Annotated in this window: 21 protein-coding genes; 7 read left to right on the top strand and 14 right to left on the bottom strand. The window is 68.2% G+C overall.

Going from position 1 to position 18,468, the window contains the following annotated elements:
- The first annotated feature begins 3 nt into the window (after nucleotides 1–3).
- Nucleotides 4–696, top strand: a complete 693-nt coding sequence (locus tag PQ455_RS09900) for a glutamine amidotransferase (protein WP_273685911.1) — start codon at nucleotides 4–6, stop codon at nucleotides 694–696.
- A 148-nt stretch (nucleotides 697–844) separates the two neighbouring features.
- Here the strand turns inward: PQ455_RS09900 and PQ455_RS09895 are convergent, their stop codons facing one another.
- The 5 genes from PQ455_RS09895 to aroQ all read right to left on the bottom strand — a co-directional run bounded on the left by PQ455_RS09895 (nucleotide 845) and on the right by aroQ (nucleotide 3,890).
- Complete coding sequence (locus tag PQ455_RS09895; protein ID WP_273685910.1) at nucleotides 845–1,063, bottom strand: hypothetical protein; 219 nt, start codon at nucleotides 1,061–1,063, stop codon at nucleotides 845–847.
- Nucleotides 1,064–1,235: 172 nt separating this feature from the next.
- A complete protein-coding gene (gene arsC, locus PQ455_RS09890) occupies nucleotides 1,236–1,571 on the bottom strand; it encodes an arsenate reductase (glutaredoxin) (protein WP_273685909.1) in 336 nt (111 codons plus the stop codon).
- Entirely contained in the window at nucleotides 1,568–2,923 is a 1,356-nt protein-coding gene (gene accC / locus PQ455_RS09885; protein ID WP_273685908.1) for an acetyl-CoA carboxylase biotin carboxylase subunit, read from the bottom strand. Before accC ends, arsC begins: the two co-directional genes overlap by 4 nt.
- 5 nt (nucleotides 2,924–2,928) lie before the next feature.
- Nucleotides 2,929–3,411 (bottom strand): acetyl-CoA carboxylase biotin carboxyl carrier protein, encoded by a 483-nt coding sequence (gene accB, locus PQ455_RS09880; RefSeq protein ID WP_273685907.1) that lies wholly within the window; start codon nucleotides 3,409–3,411, stop codon nucleotides 2,929–2,931.
- Nucleotides 3,412–3,449: 38 nt separating this feature from the next.
- Nucleotides 3,450–3,890, bottom strand: coding sequence for a type II 3-dehydroquinate dehydratase (aroQ, locus tag PQ455_RS09875; protein WP_273685906.1), 441 nt, complete (start codon nucleotides 3,888–3,890; stop codon nucleotides 3,450–3,452).
- A 117-nt stretch (nucleotides 3,891–4,007) separates the two neighbouring features.
- On the opposite strand from aroQ, the gene thiS reads away from it, so the two are divergent.
- The 4 genes from thiS to PQ455_RS09855 all read left to right on the top strand — a co-directional run bounded on the left by thiS (nucleotide 4,008) and on the right by PQ455_RS09855 (nucleotide 8,514).
- Nucleotides 4,008–5,009 (top strand): sulfur carrier protein ThiS, encoded by a 1,002-nt coding sequence (gene thiS / locus PQ455_RS09870; RefSeq protein WP_273685905.1) that lies wholly within the window; start codon nucleotides 4,008–4,010, stop codon nucleotides 5,007–5,009.
- A gap of 270 nt (nucleotides 5,010–5,279) precedes the next feature.
- Nucleotides 5,280–5,741: a (2Fe-2S)-binding protein gene (locus PQ455_RS09865; protein ID WP_273685904.1), complete on the top strand. Its 462-nt coding sequence runs from the start codon at nucleotides 5,280–5,282 to the stop codon at nucleotides 5,739–5,741.
- Between the two features lie 2 nt (nucleotides 5,742–5,743).
- Complete coding sequence (locus PQ455_RS09860) at nucleotides 5,744–7,903, top strand: xanthine dehydrogenase family protein molybdopterin-binding subunit (RefSeq protein ID WP_273685903.1); 2,160 nt, start codon at nucleotides 5,744–5,746, stop codon at nucleotides 7,901–7,903.
- Nucleotides 7,900–8,514, top strand: a complete 615-nt coding sequence (locus tag PQ455_RS09855; protein ID WP_273685902.1) for an Isoquinoline 1-oxidoreductase subunit — start codon at nucleotides 7,900–7,902, stop codon at nucleotides 8,512–8,514. The genes PQ455_RS09860 and PQ455_RS09855 overlap by 4 nt, the downstream gene beginning before the upstream one ends.
- An 85-nt stretch (nucleotides 8,515–8,599) precedes the next feature.
- On the opposite strand, the gene PQ455_RS09850 is transcribed toward PQ455_RS09855, so the two are convergent.
- The 6 genes from PQ455_RS09850 to PQ455_RS09825 form a co-directional block, all read right to left on the bottom strand.
- Nucleotides 8,600–8,911: an HPr family phosphocarrier protein gene (locus tag PQ455_RS09850; protein WP_273685901.1), complete on the bottom strand. Its 312-nt coding sequence runs from the start codon at nucleotides 8,909–8,911 to the stop codon at nucleotides 8,600–8,602.
- Nucleotides 8,908–9,315, bottom strand: coding sequence for a PTS sugar transporter subunit IIA (locus PQ455_RS09845; protein WP_273685900.1), 408 nt, complete (start codon nucleotides 9,313–9,315; stop codon nucleotides 8,908–8,910). The genes PQ455_RS09850 and PQ455_RS09845 overlap by 4 nt, the downstream gene beginning before the upstream one ends.
- Before the next feature lie 69 nt (nucleotides 9,316–9,384).
- Nucleotides 9,385–10,263, bottom strand: a complete 879-nt coding sequence (gene rapZ, locus PQ455_RS09840; protein ID WP_273685899.1) for an RNase adapter RapZ — start codon at nucleotides 10,261–10,263, stop codon at nucleotides 9,385–9,387.
- Between the two features lie 10 nt (nucleotides 10,264–10,273).
- Nucleotides 10,274–10,696, bottom strand: a complete 423-nt coding sequence (locus PQ455_RS09835) for an HPr kinase/phosphorylase (protein WP_273685898.1) — start codon at nucleotides 10,694–10,696, stop codon at nucleotides 10,274–10,276.
- A gap of 1 nt (nucleotide 10,697) precedes the next feature.
- Nucleotides 10,698–12,266: a sensor histidine kinase gene (locus tag PQ455_RS09830; protein WP_273685897.1), complete on the bottom strand. Its 1,569-nt coding sequence runs from the start codon at nucleotides 12,264–12,266 to the stop codon at nucleotides 10,698–10,700.
- The gene (locus PQ455_RS09825) at nucleotides 12,235–12,939 is read right to left on the bottom strand and encodes a response regulator transcription factor (RefSeq protein WP_273685896.1); all 705 of its coding nucleotides are present in this window, start codon (nucleotides 12,937–12,939) and stop codon (nucleotides 12,235–12,237) included. Before PQ455_RS09825 ends, PQ455_RS09830 begins: the two co-directional genes overlap by 32 nt.
- A 261-nt stretch (nucleotides 12,940–13,200) precedes the next feature.
- Here PQ455_RS09825 and PQ455_RS09820 point away from each other — a divergent pair, with 261 nt between their 5' ends.
- On the top strand, nucleotides 13,201–14,805 hold the full coding sequence (locus PQ455_RS09820) for a phosphoenolpyruvate carboxykinase (RefSeq protein ID WP_273685895.1): 1,605 nt from the start codon (nucleotides 13,201–13,203) through the stop codon (nucleotides 14,803–14,805).
- A 399-nt stretch (nucleotides 14,806–15,204) separates the two neighbouring features.
- Nucleotides 15,205–16,305, top strand: coding sequence for a GGDEF domain-containing protein (locus PQ455_RS09815; RefSeq protein ID WP_273685894.1), 1,101 nt, complete (start codon nucleotides 15,205–15,207; stop codon nucleotides 16,303–16,305).
- A gap of 85 nt (nucleotides 16,306–16,390) precedes the next feature.
- Here PQ455_RS09815 and PQ455_RS09810 read toward each other — a convergent pair whose 3' ends face one another.
- From PQ455_RS09810 to PQ455_RS09800, 3 genes are all read right to left on the bottom strand, one after another.
- Nucleotides 16,391–16,648, bottom strand: a complete 258-nt coding sequence (locus tag PQ455_RS09810) for a hypothetical protein (RefSeq protein ID WP_273685893.1) — start codon at nucleotides 16,646–16,648, stop codon at nucleotides 16,391–16,393.
- A gap of 62 nt (nucleotides 16,649–16,710) precedes the next feature.
- Nucleotides 16,711–17,166 carry a GNAT family N-acetyltransferase gene (locus PQ455_RS09805; RefSeq protein ID WP_273685892.1) on the bottom strand — a complete coding sequence of 152 codons (456 nt, stop codon included), beginning with the start codon at nucleotides 17,164–17,166 and terminating at the stop codon, nucleotides 16,711–16,713.
- A 217-nt stretch (nucleotides 17,167–17,383) separates the two neighbouring features.
- Nucleotides 17,384–18,454, bottom strand: a complete 1,071-nt coding sequence (locus PQ455_RS09800; protein ID WP_337958507.1) for a methyl-accepting chemotaxis protein — start codon at nucleotides 18,452–18,454, stop codon at nucleotides 17,384–17,386.
- Nucleotides 18,455–18,468 lie beyond the last annotated feature (14 nt).

Below are 18,468 nucleotides of genomic sequence, written 5' to 3'. Positions count from 1 at the left end.
AGCATGAAACGCGCGCTCATCATCCGCCACACCCCCTATGAAGGGATCGCCGGCTTCCGCCAGCCGATCGAGGATGCGGGCTATGTGATCGATCGGGTGGACGTCACCGATTGCGCCTTCGCCACCACCGATTTCCTCTCGCCCGATCTGGTCGTGGCGATGGGCGGGCCGATGGGGGTGCATGAGCGGATCGCCTATCCCTGGATCGATTGCGAGGTGAACCGCCTGTCGATCCGCATCGGGCGCGGCCTGCCGACGCTCGGTGTGTGCCTCGGCGCGCAGATGGTCGCGGCGGCGCTGGGCGCGAAAGTCTATCCGGGGCCGGTGCGAGAGGTTGGCTTCGCGCCCGTCCAGCTCACCGACGCGGGCGCCGCCTCGCCCCTGCGCCACATCGCCGACGTGCCGGTGCTGCACTGGCATGGCGACACGTTCGACGTGCCCGACAATGTCGAGGTGCTGGCCCGCACCGCCTCTTATGTGCAGGGCTTCCGGCGTGGTCGCCACCTGCTGGCGCTGCAATGCCACCCGGAGATGGGCGAAGACCCGCGGATCGACGCCTGGCTGCGCGACGAAGCCTATGTCGAATCCGCCGGTACGACGGTCGCGGCGCTGCGGGCGGATTACGAGGCGCTTGGCCCCGCGACGGTACGGGCCGGCCGCCGGCTGATCGCCGAATGGCTGGCGGGGCTGGAGTGACCTCTTAATCCCTCTCCCTCGATGGGAGAGGGAGGGGCCCGCCGCGTAGCGGTGGGAGGGTGAGTGTGACCTCACCCCAGGCGCTGCGCCCGGTCGATGGATCACCCCTCCCAACCCTCGCCATCAAGGGGAGGGCTTTAGAAAAGCCCTACTCCTGTTCGCCCGGCCACGCCTGCACAAACGGATAGACCACCGCGCCGATCACCAGGAACAGCAGGTAGACCGGCGCTGTCACCGTGGCGACGGCGAAGATCCAGCGGCGGCTCCACTTGCTCTCGCGGCGTGGCGGTGCCGGGCGGCGTGACGCCAGCTGTGGCGCCTGCTCGTACCAGCGTCGGCCGATGTGGCGGCTGTTGTCAGCGGCCATGAAACTTCCCCCCCAGCGATTCTCTCGAATCCGTTTCCCCGCGTGCCCCTTGGTCGGGGGCGTAACGATTCTGAAACGAGATTAGGCTGGGACTGATAAAGGTTAACTATATCGCTTCGCAACCCATCCGTTATGGATGTGATCCCATCTGTGGATGCTTCGGTGCAAAAGCCTACAATATCTGGCGCACGGCTCCGGGCGGGCGGCCCAGTCTTACGCCCTTTTCGGTTTCGACCAGCGGCCGCTCGATCAGGATCGGATCGGCGGCCATCGCATCCAATATGGCGTCGTCGCTGGCATCCTTGAGCGCCTTCGCGCCGTCCTCCGCCTTTCGCAGCCCGTCACGCGGCCTAATTCCCGCCCGCTCGTAGAGGCCGGCGAGTCGCGCCCGCGTGGGTGGATTCTTCAGATATTCCACGATCTCCACATCGGCGCCGGCGTCCTGAAGGATCGCCAGCGCCTCGCGCGATTTGGAGCAGCGCGGATTGTGGAAAATGGTGGCCTTCACGCCGAGGGCTCCTCGCGCGCCAGCCACTCCTCCAGCCATTTGATCGTATAGTCGCCCGCCTGGAACTCGGGGTCCTCCAGCAGCGCCTGGTGCAGCGGGATGGTGGTCTTCGGGCCATCGACCACGAATTCCTCCAGCGCGCGGCGCAGCCGGCGCAGGCAGCCCTCGCGGGTGTGGCCCCACACGATCAGCTTGGCGATCATGGAATCATAATAAGGCGGGATGCGGTAGCCGGCGTAGAGCCCGCTATCGACCCGCACGTTCATGCCGCCCGGCGCGTGATAGCCCTTCACCAGCCCCGGCGAAGGGGCGAAGGTGCGCGGGTCTTCGGCGTTGATGCGACATTCGATGGCATGGCCACGGAAGGTCACATCCTCCTGTCGGAGCGTGAGATCCTTGCCGTCGGCGATGCGGATCTGTTCGCGGACGAGATCGAGGCCGGTGATCGCCTCGGTCACCGGATGCTCCACCTGGAGCCGGGTGTTCATCTCGATGAAGTAGAATTTCCCGTTTTCCCACAGGAACTCGATCGTGCCGGCGCCGCGATAGCCCATGTCGGCCATGGCCTTGGCGACGATCCCGCCCGTCTCCTCGCGCTCGGCGGCGGAGAGGATGGGGGAGGGGGCTTCCTCCAGCACCTTCTGGTGGCGGCGCTGGAGCGAACAGTCGCGCTCGCCCAGATGGATGGCGTTGCCCCGGCCGTCGCCGAACACCTGAAATTCGATGTGGCGCGGATTGCCGAGATATTTTTCCATGTAGACGGTGGCGTCGCCGAACGCCGCCTTCGCCTCGGTGCCGGCTTGGCTCATCAAGGTTTCGAGCTGGTCCTCGCTCGTGCACACCTTCATGCCGCGACCGCCGCCGCCGGAGGCCGCCTTGATGATGACTGGATAGCCGATCTCGCGCGCGATCGCCTTGGCCTCGGCGATATCCTCGATCGGGCCGTCGGAGCCCGGCACCAGCGGCAGGCCGAGGGCGCCGGCGGTGCGCTTGGCCTCCACCTTGTCGCCCATCGTGCGGATATGCTCGGGCTTGGGGCCGATCCAGATGAGGTTGTGGCTCTCGACGATCTCGGCGAAGCGCGCGTTTTCGGAGAGGAAACCGTAGCCGGGGTGGATCGCGTCGGCGCCGGTGATCTCGGCGGCCGAGATGATGTTGGGGATGTTGAGATAGCTGTCGGTCGCGGCCGGCGGGCCGATGCAGACCGCCTCGTCGGCGAGGCGGACGTGCATCGCATCGGCATCGGCGGTGGAATGCGCCGCGACCGTCTTGATGCCCATCTCGTGGCAGGCGCGGTGGATGCGGAGCGCGATCTCGCCGCGATTGGCGATCAATACCTTCTCGATGGCCACGCCGCTTACTCGACGATCACGAGCGGCTGATCGAATTCCACCGGCTGGCCGTTGTCGACCAGCACCAGCTTCACCGTGCCCGCCCGGGGCGCGACGATCGGGTTCATCACCTTCATCGCTTCCACGATCAGCAGCGTGTCGCCGGCGGCGACCTGCTTGCCGGGCGAAACGAACGCGGGCGAGCCGGGCGCCGACGAGAGATAGGCCGTGCCCACCATCGGCGAGCGCACCGCGCCGGCATGGGCCGCCGGATCGGCGACGGGCGCGGGCGCGGCGGGGGCCGCCGCCACGGGGGCCGCGACGGGCGCGGGGGCGGCGGCCTGCATCGCGCCGCCGGCCACGACCTGCGCGGGCTTGCGCGCGACGCGCACCTTGCGGTCGCCGTCCTCGACCTCGATTTCGGTCAGCTGCGTCTCGTCGAGCAGCAGCGCCAGCTTGCGAATGAATTCCGGGTCCACCTGCATCGGGGTGGCAATGTTATCGGCCATGGATCGGGCCTCCTGTTACTCTCAAGCGCGCGGCCATGTCAGAGCTTGGCGGCCGCGTCCAGCGCGAGCAGATACGAAGCCGGCCCGAAACCGGCGATCGTGCCCCTGGCGGCCATGCCGACATAGCTCTTGTGGCGAAACGCCTCGCGCGCGTGGGGGTTCGACAGATGCACCTCGATCACGGGCACGGTGACAGCCTTGATCGCATCGTACAGCGCCACCGAAGTATGGGTGAAGGCCCCGGCGTTGAGCAGCACCGCCTTCGCCCCCTCGGCCTGCGCCTCGTGCAGCCAGTCGACCAGATGGCCCTCGTGGTTGGACTGGCGCAGATCGACCGCGAGGCCCAGTTCCACCCCGCGATCCTCCAGCATGGCGGCGATGTCGTCGAGCGTGTCGTGGCCATAGATATGCGGTTCGCGCATGCCGAGCAGGTTGAGGTTGGGGCCGTTGAGCACGAACACCGTCTGCTTATCGCTCATGCGGGTTCCGCTCCTTGGCAGTTGACCTATATCGCGGCCGTACCTAGCCGCTCGTTGCGAGCCAAGTCGAGACATGATGAGGGGCGGCCATCGCGGCCGACGCCCATGGAGACCCGAATGACCACCGACGGAACGCTTTCCATCCGCCTCAACGGCGAACATCGCCGCGTGACGGACGGGATCAGCATCGCCGAGCTGGTCGCCGAACTGGGGCTGGTGGTCGAGAAGGTCGCGGTCGAGCGCAACCTGGAGGTCGTGCCGCGCACCACGCTCGCCGACGTGAAGGTCGAGGATGGCGACGATCTGGAGATCGTTCATTTCGTCGGCGGCGGCGATCATGTGGCCGCAGCCGACGACAGCTGGACGGTTGCGGGCAAGACCTTCCGATCGCGGCTGATCGTCGGCACGGGCAAATATAAGGACTTCGCCCAGAATGCGGCGGCGGTCGAGGCATCGGGCGCGGAGATCGTGACCGTGGCGGTGCGCCGCGTGAACGTCGCCGATCGCAACCAGCCGATGCTGACCGACTTCATCGACCCGAAGAAGATCACCTACCTGCCCAACACCGCCGGTTGTTTCGATGCCGAAAGCGCGATCCGCACCCTGCGGCTGGCGCGCGAGGCCGGCGGCTGGACCCTCGTGAAGCTGGAGGTGCTGGGTGAGGCGCGGACCCTCTACCCCGACATGCACGAGACGCTGCGCGCCACCGAAGTCCTCGCCAAAGAGGGTTTCCAGCCGATGGTCTATTGCGTCGACGATCCCATCGGCGCGAAGCGGCTGGAAAATGCCGGCGCGGTCGCGATCATGCCGCTGGGCGCGCCGATCGGATCGGGCCTCGGCATCCAGAACGCCGTCACCATCCGGCTGATCGTGGAGGGCACCAGCCTGCCCGTGCTGGTCGATGCCGGTGTCGGCACCGCCTCCGATGCGGCGGCGGCGATGGAATTGGGCTGCGACGGCGTGCTGATGAACACCGCCATCGCCGAGGCGAAAGACCCGATCCTGATGGCGCGAGCGATGCGGCTGGCGGTGGAATCGGGCCGCCTGGCCTATCGCGCCGGGCGGATGGCCAAGCGGCGCTATGCCGATCCGTCCAGCCCTCTGGCGGGCTTAATCTGAGGTAATTTCTCTTGTGCTCCGGCGCAGGCAGGAGCCCGGGGTTAAAAAGGGCAGCGCGTGTCACCCTGGGCTCCTGCCTGCGCAGGAGCACGGATGTTTATTGTCTCGCCGTCCACCGCTAGGTGCAGTGACGAAGAAGAAGTCCACTTCGATCCCCAGCATCCCCCAATATGTCCAACGATATACAACGCGATATTGCGAGTCGGTTGCACATGACAACGCTGTCGCCTGCGCCCATTATAGGCACGGCTTCGCACGAGGATCATGGCGATGGCATTCAGCATATCGGTCAACGGCACGTCGCGGAGCGTCGATGTCGATGCGGACACCCCGCTTCTGTGGGTGATCCGCGACAATCTCGGCCTCACCGGCACCAAATTCGGCTGCGGGGTGGCGCAATGCGGCGCCTGCACGGTGCATATCGATGGCCAGCCGGTGCGCTCCTGCACGCTGCCCGTCTCGGCCGTCGGCAAGGGGCGGGTCACCACGATCGAGGCGGTCAGCGGGCCGGAGGCGAAGGCGGTGCAGGCCGCGTGGATCGCGCGTGACGTGCCGCAATGCGGCTATTGCCAGTCGGGCCAGGTGATGAGCGCCGTCGCGCTGCTGCGCGAGGTGAAGAAGCCCAGCGACACCGATATCGACCATGCCATGAACGGCAATATCTGCCGTTGCGCGACCTATGTCCGCATCCGCGCCGCGATCCATGACGCGGCCAAGGCGCTGGAGGCCTGACGATGGGCTATGAGCAGAACATCACCCGCCGCGCCGCGCTGGCCGCTGGCGGCGCGCTGGTCGTCGGCTTCCACCTGATGCCGCAGGGCGCCCACGCGCAGGCCGCGCCGGGTGACCCGCCGCCGCCCGCCAACCCCAACGCCTTCCTCCGCATCGGCGCGGACGACACGGTGACGGTGATCTCCAAGCATATCGAATTCGGGCAGGGGCCGTACACCGGCCTCGCCACCATGGCCTGCGAGGAGCTGGACGCCGACTGGAGCCAGATGCGCGCCACCTCGGCGCCGGCCGATGCCAAGCTGTACGGCAATGCCGTGATGGGCGGCATCCAGGGCACCGGCGGCTCCTCCGCCATGGCCAGTTCGTTCGATCAGATGCGGGGCGCCGCCGCCGCCGCCCGCGCGATGCTGGTGCTGGCCGCCGCGAAGCAATGGGGCGTCGATCCCGCGACGATCACCGTGGACAAGGGCGTGATCGCGCACCGGCCGAGCAAGCGCAGCGGCCGCTTCGGCCAGTTCGCCGCCGCCGCCGCGACCCTGCCGGCCCCGCCGCGCCCGACCCTGAAGGATCCCAAGGACTATAAGTTCATCGGCCGCGACCATGTCGTCGGCAAGGTGGACAGCGCCGCCAAGGTCAACGGCAGCGCGAAATTCACGATCGATCAGGCCGCGCCGGGGATGCTGACCGTCGTCGTCGCGCGCCCGGCCCTGTTCGGGGCGAAGATCGACACGTTCGATGGCGCCGCCGCGCTCAAGGTGAAGGGCGTCGTCGCCGTCCGCAAAGTGTCGAGCGGGGTGGCGGTCTATGCCACCGGCACCTGGCCCGCGCTGAAGGCGCGCCGGCTGATCGAGGCCAAGTGGAACGAGGCCGCCGCCGAGACGCGCGGCACCGAGGACATGCTCGTCGACTATCGTGCCAGCGTGACGGGCGCGGACGGCCGGGTCGTCAACCAGCATGGCGATGTCGAGGCGGGCCTCGCCACCGGCCAGCGCCACAAGGCCGAGTTCGTCTTCCCCTACCTCGCCCACGCGCCGATGGAGCCGCTCGACGGCTTCCTCGAATGGGATGGCAAGACCGCCGTCGCCCGCTTCGGGTGCCAGATGCAGACCGCCGACCATGCCGCCATCGCCAAGGTGCTGGGGCTGCCGCAGGACAAGGTGACGATCGAAACCCTGCTGGCGGGAGGCAGCTTCGGCCGCCGCGCCCAATCCGATGCCGAGCTGGCGGTCGAACTGGCCGAGGCCGCCAGGGCGATCGGCCCCGGCAAGCCCGTGAAGCTCGTCCGCACGCGGGAGGACGACATCACCGGCGGCTATTATCGCCCGCTGGCGCTCCACACGATGGAGGGCTCGATCGAGGGCGGCGTCATCAAGGGGTGGAAGAACCACATCGTCTGCCAATCCTTCATCGCCACCAGCCCCTTCGCGGCGGCGATGATGAAGGACGGCATCGATCCCACGATGAGCGAGGGCGCCAGCGAACTGCCCTACCGCACCGAAAACTTCCGCTGCATGGCGCATACCGTCGACAGCCCGGTGCCGACGCTCTGGTGGCGTTCGGTCGGCCACACCCACACCGGCTATGCGGTGGAGTGCTTCGTCGATCGGCTGTTGCAGGCGGACGGGCGCGATCCGGTCGAGGGGCGTCTCGCCCTGATCGATAACCCGCGCTTCGCCGGCGTGCTGAAGGCGGTGGCGAAACTCGCCAGATGGAACGGGCCGGGGCCGGTCAACGGCCGTGCGCGGGGTGTGGCGGTCGTCGAGAGCTTCGGCAGCTTCGTCGCGCAGATCGCCGAAGTGTCGCTGGCACCCGACGGCACGCCGAAGGTCCACAAGGTGTGGGCGGCGGTCGATCTGGGCGTGGCGATCAACCCGGACATCATCCGCGCGCAGCTGGAAGGCGGCATCGGCTATGCCCTCGGCCACGCGCTCTATGCCGAGGTGCCGCTGGAAGGGGGGCGGCCCACCGTCGCCAATTTCGACACCTATCGTTCGCTCCGCATCCACGAGATGCCCGAGGTGGAGGTCGTGATCGTGCCGTCGACCGAGAAACCGACCGGGATCGGCGAGCCCGGCGTCCCGCCGCTCGCCCCCGCCGTCGCCAACGCCATGGCCCGGCTGGGCCGCGAACGCCCCACGCGCCTGCCGATGGTGCGGGCATGAGCGCGCGTCTCCTCGCAGTCGGCGTCGCCGGCTTCGCGCTGGCCGCGATCGGCGCCGCCGCCGCGCGCACCGCGCCCGCCACGCCGGAAGTGGGTCTGAAGCCGGTCGCGGCGTTCGCCTCGATCACGGACGGCAACAAACGCAGCCTCGCGCTCTTCGCCGAGGTCGGCAAGGTCATCCAGAGCCCGCGCTGCCTCAACTGCCACCCCGCCGGCGACCGTCCGACCCAGACCGACGCGATGCGCCCGCACGAGCCCCTCGTCGTGCGCGGCGCGGGCGGCATGGGCGCGCCGGGGATGCGCTGCACCACCTGCCACCATGCGGCGAATTTCGATCCGGCGGGCGTGCCGGGCAATCCGATGTGGCATCTGGCGCCGATCGAGATGGCCTGGCAGGGCAAGTCGCTCGGCGAGATCTGCCGCCAGATCAAGGATCCGGCGCGCAACGGCGGCAAGGACATGGCCCAACTGATCCACCACATGGCCGAGGACGAGCTGGTCGGCTGGGGCTGGCACCCCGGCGGCACCCGCACCCCCGCGCCCGGCACGCAGAAGCAGTTCGGCGAGTTGTTCAAGGCGTGGGCGGAGAGCGGCGCGGTGTGCCCGTCGTGAGTCGTTGGAGCGCGAGCTGAAGCCGCCCTCTACGGGTACCACCCTCGCTGATCGGTGACTCTCGCTGAACCCATTTTCGCGAGAGTCACTCCTCGCCGAACTTGTTCTCGACCAGTTCGACCAGCACGGCCAGTGCCGCATCCGCCTTGGCGCCGCTCGCGCTGATGGTGACATGGTCGCCCTTGGCGGCGCCCAGCATCATCAGCCCCATGATCGACGTGCCCAGCACCGATCCGGAGCCCGCCTTCTCCACCTCGATCGTTGCGTCCTGCGCGGCGGCGAGGGTGACGAACTTGGCCGAGGCGCGGGCGTGGAGGCCGCGCTTGTTGGCGATCAGGACGGTCTGGCGGACGGCCTCGCCGACGCCATCGGACCCGCCCAGCAAGGGGCCAGTCACGCCGCCGCCTCGCCGAGAACCTCGGACGCGACGGAGATATATTTGCGGCCGGCCTCGCGTGCCGCCGCCACCGCTGCTGTGACCTTCATCATCTTTCGCGCACCCTCCAGCCTGATGAGCATGGGCAGGTTGACGCCGGCGATGACTTCGACGCGGCCGGGCTCCATGAGCGAGATGGCGAGGTTGGAGGGCGTGCCGCCGAACAGATCGGTCAGCAGGATGACGCCGGAGCCATCATCCACCGCCTTCACCGCCTTGGCGATGTCGGCGCGTCGCGCTTCCATGTCGTCTTCCGGGCCGATACAGATCGCCTCGACGGCGCGCTGCTTGCCCACGACATGCTCCATAGCGGTGACGAATTCCGCGGCCAGGCCGCCGTGCGTCACCAACACCAATCCGATCATGCAGCCACCCGGTCCATCTTCATCCTGCCAACGGGCCTGCCATCCCCCTAGTCCATCGCCTCTCCATGTCTAACGCACGAGATCGCGATGGGTGAGGGTGGGCGAAAATCCCGCTGCGCGCAATGTTTCTGTCAATCTTTGCGCAACGTGAACCGAGCGGTGCTTCCCTCCGGTGCAGCCGATCGCCACCGTGACATAGGATTTTCCCTCGCCGGCGTAGCGCGGGAGCAACATCAGCAGCAGCCCCTCGATCCGCTCCAGCGCCTCGGCATAGGCCGGATCGGCGGCGACGTAATCGGCGACGGGGCGGTCGAGTCCCGTCAGAGGGCGCAGGTCGCGCTCCCAGTGCGGATTGCGCAGGAAACGCATGTCGAACATCAGATCGGCCTGGCGCGGCACCCCGCGCGAGAAGCCGAAGGACATGATCGACAGCGTCGGCCCGCCCGCCCCGTCCGCCCCGAACAGCGCCCGCATCTCGGCCTGTAGCCCGTTGGTGGTGAGGCCCGTGGTGTCGATCAGATGGTCGGCGGCGGCGCGCAGAGGGGCGAGCAGTTCGCGTTCGCGCAGGATGCCGTCCTCGGCGGGGCGGTCCTGCGCCAGCGGGTGGCGGCGGCGGGTCTCCGAATAGCGGCGGGCGAGTTCGGCGCCGGCGCAGTCGAGGAACAGCACCGAGACGTCGAGATCCTCGCGCAGCTTGGACACGCGCGACAGGATGCGGCCGGTATCGAAGCCCCGCGTGCGGCTGTCGATGCCGAGCGCGAAGGGGCGATCCTCGTCGAGCGCGCCGGCCGGTGGCGGGCTTTCGAGGAGGCGTTCGAGCAGGCGGAGGGGGACGTTGTCGACCACCTCCCAGCCCATATCCTCCAGGCTTTTCAGCGCGGTGGTGCGGCCGGCGCCCGAAAGGCCGGTGAGGACGAGGATGCGGCGGGGGCGCGAGGCGCCGGTCATCGGGGCGCGGTCATCGGGGGAGGGCCTTCAGCGCGAGTTCGACCTTGAGCGGGGCGGAGGCCTCGAAGCCGTCGAGCGCGAGGGTCGGCACGCCGAGGCCGGCATAATCGGTCAGCGGCAGGACTTCGGGCGGCATCCGCTCGGGCATGGCGTCCAGCCGTACCGCCAGCGCCACGGGGGCGGTGACGGGCGTGGCCGCGACGATGCCGACGCCGCGCACCTCGATCTGGCCGGCGATGGTGGCGGGCACGCTGGCCCGCAATTCGCCCGCGACGGGATCGAGGATGGTGCGATCGTCCGCCACCAGCTTCGCGCCGCGATCGATCAGGCGCAGCGCCAGATCGGACTTGCCCGATCCCGAAGGGCCGATCAGCAGCACCGCGCGGCCGTCGATCGCCACGCAGGTCGCGTGGATCGTCAGCCCGGCCGCCACCTCAGCGCACCGCCGCCGGCAGGCGGATCAGGAAGCGGGCGCCGCTCCTGCGATCGTCGCGATCCTCCACGGTGATCGTGCCATTATGCCCCTCGACGATGGCCTTGGCGATGGCGAGGCCCAGGCCGGAATGGCTCGCGAAGCCCTCGCTCTCCGGGCGGATCGAATGGAAGCGGTTGAAGATCGCGTCGCGCATCTCGTGCGACACGCCCGGCCCCTCGTCGTCCACCCGGATCACCACCTCCTCGTCGTCGCGCGTGGCGGAGACCTGCACCAGCCCGGCCGGCGGCGAGAAGGACACGGCATTGTCGATCAGATTCTCGAACACGCGGGCCAGGCGCGATCCGTCGCCGAACACCACCGCCGTGCCCTTGTGCGGGCGGGCGAAGGCGAGGCGGACATTCTCGGGCTGGCCGCGCGCCTCGCGCGCGGCGATCAGCCCCTCGATCATCAGCCCCAGATCGATCGTCTCGAAACGCGCGCGCGCGAATTCCGCGTCGAGGCGCGAGGCTTCGGCGATGTCGGTGATAAGCCGGTCGAGCCGGTGCACGTCGTCCTTGATGACGGTGACCAGCCGTTGGCGCAGATCGGGCTGCTGGACGATATCGAGGCTGTCCACCGCAGACCGCAGCGAGGCGAGCGGGTTCTTCAGCTCGTGGGTCACGTCGGCGGCGAAGGCTTCGGTGGCGTCGATCTTCTGGCGCAGCGCCTGGCTCATATCGCTGAGCGCGCGGGCGAGCGTGCCGATCTCGTCGCGGCGCGAGGGCAGGCGCGGCACCTGCACCTCGCGCGCGCGGCCAAGGCGGACGCGGTGCGCGGCCAGCGCCAGCCGCCGCAGCGGCCGGGCGATGGTGCGCGCCAGGAACAGCGAGAGCAGCACCGACAGGATGGTCGTGCCGAGCAGGATTATGCTCAGCCAGAAGCGTTCGGCCCGCACGCTGCGCACGATATCGCGCGCGTTGGCGGTGACCAGCACGACGCCGGTGCCGTCGGGCAAGGGCATCGCGGCGGAGATCATCGGGGTGCGATCGGGCGCGCGGCGCAGCATCGTCCGCTCGGCGCCGGTCGCCCGCGCGGTGCGCAGTTCGGGCCAGGCTTCCAGCCGGTCGCGCGCCGGCTCGGCATAGGGCGGCGGGCGATCGGCGAATACGATCGTGTCGATCGCGCGATCGAGGAAGCGGGCGATTCGACGCTGGAGCGGCTCGGTATTGGGATCGCGCAGCACATAGGCCGGCGGGCCGAAGGCGAAGCTGTCGAGCTGGCGCGCGCCGTCGCGGCCGTAGAGGCGGATGCGCGAATCGAGCGCGTTGCCGATCCGCGCCGCCATCGGCCCGCGCGCGGCCGGGGGCGCCGCCCCCACGGCCGCGGCGACCGCCACCACCTCGTCGGCCTTCTGCTCCATCTGCTGATCGATCAGCTGGGTGCGGAAACTGTCGAGATAGAAGAAGCCGCCCGCCAGCAGCGCGAGCGCGAAGATGTTGACCGCGAGGATGCGGGCGGTGAGCGTCAGCCCGGCGGTCCAGCCAAGCTCGCCCTCGTCATTCCTCCGAAAAGCGGTAGCCCACGCCATAGAGCGTCTCGATCGCCTTGAAATCGGAATCGACCTGGCGGAACTTGCGCCGGAGCCGCTTGATGTGGCTGTCGATGGTGCGGTCGTCGACATAGACATCGTCCTGATAGGCCGTATCCATCAGCTGGTCGCGTGATTTCACGAAGCCGGGCCTTTGGGCCAGGGCCTCCAGGATGAGGAATTCGGTGACGGTAAGGGTCACGTCGCGCCCGCCCCACTGCACGCGGTGGCGCGCCGGGTCCATCGACAGGCGGCCGCGCTCGATCATCTCGGCCACGGGCGCGTCGTCATGCACGACGCCGGCGCGGGATTCGGTGCGGCGCAGCAGCGCGCGGATGCGGGCGATCAGGAGGCGCTGCGAGAAAGGCTTGGTGATATAATCGTCGGCGCCGAGGGCGAGGCCGAGCGCCTCGTCCAGCTCGTCGTCCTTGCTGGTCAGGAAGATCACCGGCACCTGACTCTTCTCGCGCAGGCGGCGCAGCAGTTCCATCCCGTCCATGCGCGGCATCTTGATGTCGAGCACGGCGAGGTCGGCGGGATTTTCGGTCAGCGCCTTCAGCGCCGTCTCCCCGTCCGAATAGACGCGCACGGCGAATCCCTCGGATTGGAGGGTGATCGAAACCGAGGTCAGGATGTTGCGGTCGTCATCGACGAGAGCGATCGAGGCGGTCATCGTGGCCGCTATGTGCGCCCTGGGGCGTCGGGCGTCCAGCCTTTAGCGTAAGACAGAAAATGCGTTTCCGGCTTCGCTTCGCAAATTCGCATAATCTTTCGGCCGTTCCCCGCACCGGCCCGTCGCGATTCCGCAGAATTGGCCGTTCCGCGACCGTTTCTATCCCAAAGCCCCCTTTGACGCATCGCCGGCCCCAAGTTATGCCTTGATACAGCAGTCATCGAGCGCGGCCTTCGCGCGCCCATCGGGGGAGTACCACACTTGACCAGCCGCATCCCGACCCACGGCCTCGCCACCCAGGGTTTCGACGTTTCCGCCGACATCCACTGGAACCTCATCACGCCGCAGCTCGTCGAGCAGGCGCTGAGCCGGGGCGAGGGCATTCTGGCCAAGGACGGCCCGCTGGTGGTGAAGACCGGCAAGCACACCGGCCGCTCGGCGAACGACAAGTTCATCGTCCGCGATGCCGAGACCGAAGAGACGGTGTGGTGGGGCAAGACCAACAAGGGCATGACCCCGGAGCAGTTCGCCACGCTCAAGACCGATTTCCTCGCCCACCTCGCCACCAAGGACACCCTGTTCGTGCAGGATCTGTTCGGCGGGTCGCAGCCGGCCTATCGCGTCAAGGTTCGCGTCATCAACGAGCTGGCGTGGCACAACCAGTTCATCCGCACGCTGCTGGTGCGCCCTGACGCGAGCGAACTGGAAGGCTTCGTCCCCGAATTCACCATCATCGACCTGCCGACCTTCGCGGCCGATCCCGAGCGCCACGGCACCCGCAGCGAGACGGTGATCGCGGTCAACTTCACCGAGAAGCTGATCCTGATCGGCGGCACCAAATATGCCGGCGAGATGAAGAAGTCGGTGTTCGGCATCCTCAACTACAAGCTGCCCGCGCAGGGTGTGATGCCGATGCACTGCTCGGCCAACATCGGCCCGAACGGCGACACCGCCGTGTTCTTCGGCCTCTCCGGCACTGGCAAGACGACGCTCTCGGCCGATGCCAGCCGCACGCTGATCGGCGACGACGAGCATGGCTGGTCCGATCAGGCGGTCTTCAATTTCGAGGGCGGCTGCTACGCCAAGATGATCAACCTCTCGGCCGAGGCTGAGCCGGAGATCTTCGCCACCACCAAGCGCTTCGGCACGGTGCTGGAAAACGTCGTGATCGACGAGACCACCCGCGAGCTGGACCTCGACGACAACAGCCTGGCCGAGAACAGCCGTGGTTCCTATCCGATCGAATTCATCCCGAATGCGTCGAAGGACAATCTCGGCCCCGTCCCGAAGAATATCATCTTCCTGACGGCGGACGCTTATGGCGTGCTGCCCCCGATCGCGAAGCTGACGCCCGATCAGGCGATGTATCACTTCCTCTCGGGCTATACCGCGCGCGTGGCGGGCACCGAGATCGGCGTGACCGAGCCGTCGGCCACCTTCTCCACCTGCTTCGGCGCGCCTTTCATGCCGCGCCACCCGTCGATCTACGGCAACCTCCTCAAGGAGCGGATCGCCAAGGGCGGCGTCGATTGCTGGCTGGTCAACACCGGCTGGTCGGGCGGCAAGGCCACCATGCCCGGCATCAAGCGCATGCCGATCAAGGCGACCCGCGCCCTCCTCAACGCCGCGCTGGACGGCAGCCTGAAGGATGCCGAATTCACCAAGGATCCGAACTTCGGCTTCGAGGTTCCGGTCGCGGTGGCGGGCGTCGACAGCAAGCTGCTCGATCCGCGCGGCTCGTGGGCCGACGCGGCGGAATATGACAAGACCGCCCAGACGCTGGTCGGCCAGTTCATCGAGAATTTCGCCCAGTTCGAGGATCATGTCGACGTCGGCGTGCGCGAGGCGGCCCCGAAGGCGGCGTAACGCACGGGGCCTTCACGGGCCTCTCCGGTTTCTGGGACATCCCGGCGGGCGCGAGCCTGCCGGGATGTTTTCGTTTGAGCCGTCGCCCCAGCGAAAGCTGGGGCCTCGGGAGGCTTGGGGCGACAATGGTGGCTCTCCAGCAAGATTGATTCACGCGGAGACGCGGAGGCGCGGAGAGAAGAAAGGAGGAGAGAAGGCGTGGATGGGCCGTGGCTCACCGGCCGCACTCATTTCTCCGACGCTCGGGCGCCACGTCCCACCAAAATCCCCCTTCTTTCTCTCCGCGTCTCCGCGTCTCCGCGTGAACAAAAATCCACCATTTCCACACCTTGCCCGCCCGCCCCGGCTCACCCCACGAAACCGCCTAAATCCTCACGCCGCCCGGTCGTTACGCTCATCATGTTCGAGCCGAAATTTCCGCCGCGCGACACGCGCTCCGCCCCGGCCCAGCGCGGGGGGCTCGGGGGCCGCCTGAAGGCGATGCGGGATTATCTGATGACCCCGCCCGAGGAGGAGCCGCTGATCGCCGGCACTCCGCCCGGCGCGCCCGGCCTGTTCGAGCATATCGGCAGCTTCCTGGCGGTGAACGGCCTCGCCCCCACCCCCTCCAATTATGAACTCGCCTATCAGGTGGTCCGCGCCGATGGCGACGGCCTCGCGGGGATGCTCGAATGCCCGCAGGCGGAACCCGCCCCGGAGGCCCCCGCCGAACCGATCGGCGAACAACTTGCCCAGCTTCTGGAGGATGCGCTCGCCGCGATCGCCAAGGTGGACGGGATCGTCCGCGAATCGGGCGCCGACGTGCGCGCTTACGGCGACGCGCTCCAGACGAGCGCGCGCGATCTCGACGGCGCTTCGCCCGCCCGCGCGATGCGATCGCTGGTCGAACTGACTTCGATGATGGTCGATCGCACCCGCCGCGCCGAGAGCCGGCTGGCGGAAATGAGCCGCGAGGTGGACACGCTCCACGGCACGCTCGCCGAGGTCTCGGCGCTGGCCGCGCGCGACAGCCTGACCGGCCTGCCCAACCGCGCCGCGATCGAGGAGCGGCTGGCCGAGGCGGTCGCCGCCGCCGAACGGCTCAGCAAGCCGCTGGCGCTGGCCTATTGCGACGTCGATCATTTCAAGCGGATCAACGACGAATTCGGCCATGCGGTCGGCGATCGGGTGCTGAAGCTGGTCGCCGAGGCGCTGCGCGACGGCGAGGCGGCGGGCGGCTTCGTCGGCCGCTACGGCGGCGAGGAATTCCTCATGATGTTCGAGGGGCTGACCGCCAGCGAGGCCGCCACCCATATCGACGACATCCGCGAGCGCCTGTCCGAGCGCCACCTGCGCCTGCGCGACACCGATCGCCCGATCGGCCAGGTCACCTTCTCGGCCGGCGTGGCGCAACTGCGCGCGGGCGAGATCGTGGCGGAACTGGTGTCGCGCGCGGACGATCGCTTGCTGGCGGCGAAGCGCGAGGGCCGCAACCGGGTAGAGATCGACCCGCGCGATTGATCTTGTTCGTCATCGCGAACACAGCGAAGCAATCCAGTCCGGCGCTGGATTGCTTCGCTACGCTCGCAATAACGGTTTTACCGCTTCAAGCGCCCACCGCCGCGATCCGCGCCGGCGGCACGGGCTCGGCCTTGCGCAGGTTGGGCTTGGCGCGGCCCATCGACCAGTTTCCCTTCATCCGCACCTTGGGGTTGGGCGCGGACCAGATCTCGCCGCTGTCGTCCAGCGCGACGACCCACAGCAGATCGAATTCCTGCCCGTAATCGATCACCGCCACGGCATAGCCGTCGCCCTTTCCCTCCACGATCATCGGGAGCGGCGGGTCGAGCTGGGTGAAGGGCATAAGGGCCTCGCGCGATTGGACTATTTCGCTCAACGGCTTGCGTCCGCCGTCGTTCCGCGAGGCTATAGGGTGAGGGTGAGAAAGCGGCTGTTCGGATCGGGGCGATAGTCCCCGAAGGGCGCGCATTCGACGAAGCCGTGCGCGGTGTAGAGCGCCATCGCCGGCGCGAAATAGGGCCAGGCGCCGGTTTCGAGGCTGAGGCGGGCGAGGCCCTCGGCGCGCGCTGCGGTGATGATATGCGCCAGCATCGCCGCGCCCACGCCCCGGCGGCGGGCGCTGGCGGCGGTGTGCATCGATTTGACCTCGCCATGATCGGTATCGAGCCGTCGCAGCGCGCCGAGGCCGATGGGCGTGTCCCCGTCCCACATCGCCCAGAAGCGGATGTCGGGGGTTTGCAGGCCGGACACATCGAGCGCGTGCGCGGAGCCGAGCCCGGTTTCGGCGCGGGCGGTGGTGACGTGGTGCTGGAGCAGCGCGATCACGCGCGGGTCGTCGAGGCCGCCGGGTCTGATGTCCATGGCGGCAGAATAATCGGGGCGGACGGGGGAGCAAGACCTGTCAAGTCCGTTCGTCCTGAGCCCTTCGACTGCCTGCCACGGCAGGCGCTCAGGATAAACTTCATGCTGAAGGCATGAAGTCGAAGGACGTGTCCCAAGCGGTGTCGTCTAGTCGCACGTCCTTCGACTGCGCTCAGGACGAACGGGGGAGGGGGGATGGCGTGAAGGCGGTCAGGCCCTATGCCGCCTGCAACCCGAACGCCGCCCCCCGGCTCGCCATCATCCGCGCCGCCTCCTCGGTCGCCCGCCGCGTATCGCTGGCGAGTTTCTTCACCTCGCCCGCCACCACCGCGAAGCCGCGCCCGGCCTCGCCGGCGCGCGCCGCCTCGATCGTGGCGTTCAGGGCCAGCAAATTGGTCTGCGCGGCGATGCCGTTGATGGTGGAGACGATCGTGGCGAGCTGGCCAAGCGTGTGCTGGAGCGTCTCGCCACGCGCGGTCAGCTCCGCCTGGAAGCGCGCGCTATCCTCCAGCCGCTGCTGCACCTCCTGCTCGAGCTGCACCTGTACCGTCACGTCGCTCGCGATCTTGACGATCTTGGCGGGCATGCCGTCCGCGTCGAGGATCGGATTGTAGGTCGCCTGCACCCATATCGGCCGGCCGTCGCGCGCGCGGCGCCGGTAGCGACTGGCATCATATTCGCCGCAGCCCAGCCGCTGCCAGAAACGCTCGTAGGCGGCGGTGCGCGTATCGGCCTCGTCGCACAGCATCCGGTGGTGCTGGCCGACGACATCGGCGCGGCGATAGCCGAACAGCGCGAGGAAATGCTCGTTGGCGTCGAGGATATGGCCGTTGAGGTCGAATTCGATCACCGCCGCCGCGCGATGGATCGCCGCGATCGTGCCCGCCGCCTCGGCCGCGTGCAGCTTGGCGGCGGTCACGTCGCTCGCCATCTTGAGCACGCCGCTCGGCGCGCCATTCTCGTCGAGCAGCGGATTGTAGGTGGCGTTGAGCCACACCTCGCGCCCGCCACGCGCGACCCTTTTATACTCGCCCGCGTCGAACGCCCCGCCGCGCAGCTTCGCCCAGAAATCGGCATAATCGGCCGAGGCGACATAGGCCGGGGTGCAGAACATCCGGTGATGCTGCCCCACGACCTCGTCGAGCCGATAGCCCAGCGTCGCCAGAAACACGTCATTGGCCCACAGCAGCCGCCCGTCGAGATCGAACTGCACCACCGCCTGCGACTTGCACATCGCCTCCCACGCGGCCTGCCGGCCGTGATGTGTTTGCGACAAAGGCTGGGACATGCTGGGAAAACCTC

The organism is Sphingomonas naphthae (assembly GCF_028607085.1).
Taxonomy (GTDB): Bacteria; Pseudomonadota; Alphaproteobacteria; order Sphingomonadales; family Sphingomonadaceae; genus Sphingomonas_Q; species Sphingomonas_Q naphthae.
The sequence above is the reverse complement of the archived record's forward strand: the minus strand, read 5'-3'. Positions and strand labels throughout refer to the sequence as shown.

Excerpts from the sequence above, each read along its gene's own strand:
- PQ455_RS09845 (WP_273685900.1), bottom strand. The coding sequence starts at position 9,315 with ATGATCGGATTGGTGTTGGTGACGCACGGCGGCCTGGCCGCGGAATTC.
- PQ455_RS09810 (WP_273685893.1), bottom strand. The coding sequence starts at position 16,648 with ATGCCCTTCACCCAGCTCGACCCGCCGCTCCCGATGATCGTGGAGGGA.
- PQ455_RS09900 (WP_273685911.1), top strand. The coding sequence starts at position 4 with ATGAAACGCGCGCTCATCATCCGCCACACCCCCTATGAAGGGATCGCC.
- PQ455_RS09815 (WP_273685894.1), top strand. The coding sequence starts at position 15,205 with ATGTTCGAGCCGAAATTTCCGCCGCGCGACACGCGCTCCGCCCCGGCC.
- accB (WP_273685907.1), bottom strand. The coding sequence starts at position 3,411 with ATGGCCGATAACATTGCCACCCCGATGCAGGTGGACCCGGAATTCATT.
- PQ455_RS09825 (WP_273685896.1), bottom strand. The coding sequence starts at position 12,939 with ATGACCGCCTCGATCGCTCTCGTCGATGACGACCGCAACATCCTGACC.
- PQ455_RS09855 (WP_273685902.1), top strand. The coding sequence starts at position 7,900 with ATGAGCGCGCGTCTCCTCGCAGTCGGCGTCGCCGGCTTCGCGCTGGCC.
- thiS (WP_273685905.1), top strand. The coding sequence starts at position 4,008 with ATGACCACCGACGGAACGCTTTCCATCCGCCTCAACGGCGAACATCGC.
- PQ455_RS09805 (WP_273685892.1), bottom strand. The coding sequence starts at position 17,166 with ATGGACATCAGACCCGGCGGCCTCGACGACCCGCGCGTGATCGCGCTG.
- aroQ (WP_273685906.1), bottom strand. The coding sequence starts at position 3,890 with ATGAGCGATAAGCAGACGGTGTTCGTGCTCAACGGCCCCAACCTCAAC.
- PQ455_RS09865 (WP_273685904.1), top strand. The coding sequence starts at position 5,280 with ATGGCATTCAGCATATCGGTCAACGGCACGTCGCGGAGCGTCGATGTC.
- PQ455_RS09895 (WP_273685910.1), bottom strand. The coding sequence starts at position 1,063 with ATGGCCGCTGACAACAGCCGCCACATCGGCCGACGCTGGTACGAGCAG.
- PQ455_RS09860 (WP_273685903.1), top strand. The coding sequence starts at position 5,744 with ATGGGCTATGAGCAGAACATCACCCGCCGCGCCGCGCTGGCCGCTGGC.
- PQ455_RS09800 (WP_337958507.1), bottom strand. The coding sequence starts at position 18,454 with ATGTCCCAGCCTTTGTCGCAAACACATCACGGCCGGCAGGCCGCGTGG.
- rapZ (WP_273685899.1), bottom strand. The coding sequence starts at position 10,263 with ATGACCGGCGCCTCGCGCCCCCGCCGCATCCTCGTCCTCACCGGCCTT.
- PQ455_RS09830 (WP_273685897.1), bottom strand. The coding sequence starts at position 12,266 with ATGGCGTGGGCTACCGCTTTTCGGAGGAATGACGAGGGCGAGCTTGGC.